The following is a 3,135-nucleotide window of genomic DNA, read 5'->3' on the forward strand; positions in this document are numbered from 1 at the left end:
GTCATACGGCGGTCACAGCAAGCTGAATCGGTCGGCGCGGACGCGCTGATGATTTTGCCGCCGTATCTCGAAGGTCCGTCAGACGAGGATGGAATTTTCAATTTCTACAGGGAAATCGACGCGGCGGTTGGCGTGGATATTGTGGGCTACAACATCCCGCAGGCTACCGGGATCGCGGTTTCGCCACGCCTTTTTGATCGACTGAGCGGTCTCAAGCATTTCAATTACATCAAAGATAGTGCCGGCGACTTCACCGTGCATCAGGAGTATCTGCAGACGGGAGGCAAGGTGCTAAATGGTTGCGATACAACAACCCTCTATGCGCTGATGGCAGGCGCGCGCGGTGTTATCTGGGGCGCAGCAAACTACATGCCTCTTGAGGCTGTCGAATTGTACAACCTTGTGGCAGCGAAGGATTTGGAGAGGGCTCTGGCACTTTGGCAGCGGATGCTGCCCTCGTTGCTTTTTATCTGGCGGGCACCATATACGCCTTCTGTTCTGAGAGCCGCGCAACTGCGCGGCCTCGGAACCGGGAATGTCCGCAAGCCATTGGCAAAACTCTCGGCGGACCAGGACATGGCGCTTCGCGCCGCACTTGCCCCGCTGTTTGAGGTCGCCTCCTAGCCGTCAGGATATCCAGGGGAGTCCCTATGCGAATTGTCCTGGTTGGTTCGACTGGGATTGTCGGGTCGGCCGTAGCGGCCGAACTTGGCAAGCGGCACAACATTATAGGAGTCGGGCGAACTAGCGGCTTATTCAACGTCGACATCGCCGAGCCGAACTCTATCGACCAATTATTCGACAAGATCGGTGCATTTGACGCGTTGATCTGCACAGCAGGGGCCGTGCACTACGCCCCGCTGAACCAATTCACGAATGAACAGTTCGAAATCGGGCTGCGCAGTAAGTTGATGGGGCAGGTCAATCTCGTAGCGAAGGGTCTCAAGCGTATCCGCGACCACGGATCATTTACCTTGACCTCGGGTCTAACCAACGAAGATCCCATCCGGCAGGGAAGCTCGTCCGCCCTGGTCAATGGCGCGTTAGACGGTTTTGTACGCAGCGCGGCAATCGAGCTTGGGCGGGGGCTGCGGATCAATCTGGTCAGTCCGACTCTCGTACAGGAGTCGGTTCAGCTCTACGGCGACTTCTTTCCTGGCACCGCGGCGGTGCCGGCGAGCGAGGTGGCGCTCGGCTACGTCAAGAGCGCAGAGGGCAGTCAAACGGGTCGAGTTTATCGCATGGGTTGGGTCAGAGACGCCTAATCTGACCAACAATGAACGTCGCGCTAACGGAGGACAAGCATGCCCAGGCAACTCTGCATCGGAGGTAGGTGGGAACTCGGTGGTAGAGCGGCCCAATTTCGATGTGACAAACCCTGCGCATCGTTCTGCGGAGGGGGCATCAACTTGTGGATGTCGCTCCATGAATAGGCAGCGGGTGGTCGGCTTAGAAAATGCCCATCAAGGCGCACTATCGTCGTTGCAGGCGACAGGTGAATGTGACGCAGGGCGCCACTTCACCCCCGTGCCAGAAGGCCATATCCGCATCAGCCTCTGCCAGCCCGAACCTATGCTGCAAGAAGCAGCGCTCCGGCTGCGCCGTTTCGCTTCCAGCTACCGCCGCGAGGCCGCATGACCGCCAAAGCCATTCCCGCCAAAGCAAGAGCGGTCATCATCGGTGGCGGCGTTTCCGGCTGCTCCGTCGCCTATCACCTGGCCAAACTCGGCTGGACCGACATCGTGCTTCTGGAGCGCAAGCAGCTGACGTCAGGCACGACATGGCATGCCGCCGGCCTGATCGGCCAGTTGCGCGGCTCGCAGAACATGACCCGGCTGGCGAAATATTCCGCCGACCTCTACGTCAAGCTGGAAGCCGAGACCGAGGTCGGCACCGGCATGCGCCAGGTCGGTTCGATCACCGTGGCGCTGACCGAGGAGCGCAAGCACGAGATCTACAGGCAAGCATCGCTGGCGCGTGCCTTCGATGTCGATGTCCGCGAGATTTCTCCCAATGAAGTCAAGCAGATGTATCCGCATCTGAATGTCTCGGACGTCGTCGGCGCCGTGCATCTGCCGCTCGACGGCCAGTGCGACCCCGCAAACATCGCCATGGCGCTGGCCAAGGGCGCGCGCCAGCGCGGCGCCACCATCGTCGAGAACGTAAAGGTCACCAAGGTCCATACCAGGGCCGGCCGCGTCACCGGCGTGTCCTGGGCGCAAGGCGAAGAGCAAGGCACGATCGAGGCCGACATCGTCGTCAATTGCGCCGGCATGTGGGCGCGCGAACTGGGAGCGCAGAACGGCGTCACCATCCCGCTACACGCCTGCGAGCATTTTTATCTCGTCACCGAGCCGATCCCCGGCCTCACCCGTCTGCCGGTGCTGCGGGTGCCGGACGAGTGCGCCTACTACAAGGAAGACGCCGGCAAGATGATGCTGGGCGCCTTCGAGCCGGTGGCCAAGCCGTGGGGCATGGACGGCATAAGCGAGGATTTCTGCTTCGACCAACTGCCTGAGGACATGGAGCATTTCGAGCCGATCCTCGAAATGGGCGTCAACCGCATGCCGATGCTGGCGACCGCCGGCATCCACACCTTCTTCAACGGTCCGGAGAGTTTTACGCCCGATGACCGCTACTATCTCGGTGAGGCGCCGGAGCTGTCCGGCTACTGGATGGCGACCGGCTACAATTCGATCGGCATCGTCTCCTCCGGCGGCGCCGGCATGGCGCTGGCGCAGTGGATCAATGACGGCGAAGCGCCCTTCGACCTGTGGGAGGTCGACATCCGCCGCGCCCAGCCATTCCAGAAGAACCGACGCTATCTCAAGGAGCGCGTCTCCGAGACGCTCGGCCTGCTCTATGCCGACCATTTCCCCTATCGGCAGATGGCGACCTCGAGGAATGTCCGCCGCTCGCCCCTGCATGAGCATCTGAAGGCGCGCGGCGCGGTGTTCGGCGAAGTCGCCGGCTGGGAGCGCGCCAACTGGTTCGCACGCGAGGGCCAGGAGCGCGAATACCGCTATTCCTGGAAGCGGCAGAACTGGTTCGACAACCAGCGCGAGGAACACCTCGCGGTCCGAAACAAGGTCGGCCTGTTCGACATGACCTCGTTCGGCAAGATCCGTGTCGAAG

Annotated in this window: 3 protein-coding genes; all 3 read left to right on the forward strand. The window is 61.2% G+C overall.

Annotated elements, in window-relative coordinates:
• Window positions 1-624: dihydrodipicolinate synthase family protein (locus tag EOA27_RS29145; RefSeq protein ID WP_145970595.1), on the forward strand; the 624-nt coding region annotated here is incomplete at its 5' end.
• A 26-nt stretch (window positions 625-650) separates the two neighbouring features.
• Window positions 651-1,265, forward strand: coding sequence for a short chain dehydrogenase (locus EOA27_RS29150; RefSeq protein ID WP_126080619.1), 615 nt, complete (start codon window positions 651-653; stop codon window positions 1,263-1,265).
• A gap of 369 nt (window positions 1,266-1,634) precedes the next feature.
• Window positions 1,635-3,135: FAD-dependent oxidoreductase (locus EOA27_RS29160; RefSeq protein WP_145970596.1), on the forward strand; the 1,501-nt coding region annotated here is incomplete at its 3' end.

The sequence above is a fragment of the Mesorhizobium sp. M2A.F.Ca.ET.037.01.1.1 genome (genome assembly GCF_003998075.1).
GTDB lineage: Bacteria > Pseudomonadota > Alphaproteobacteria > Rhizobiales > Rhizobiaceae > Mesorhizobium.

Coding starts and splice junctions, on each gene's coding strand:
- EOA27_RS29150 (WP_126080619.1), top strand. CDS start 651: ATGCGAATTGTCCTGGTTGGTTCGACTGGGATTGTCGGGTCGGCCGTA.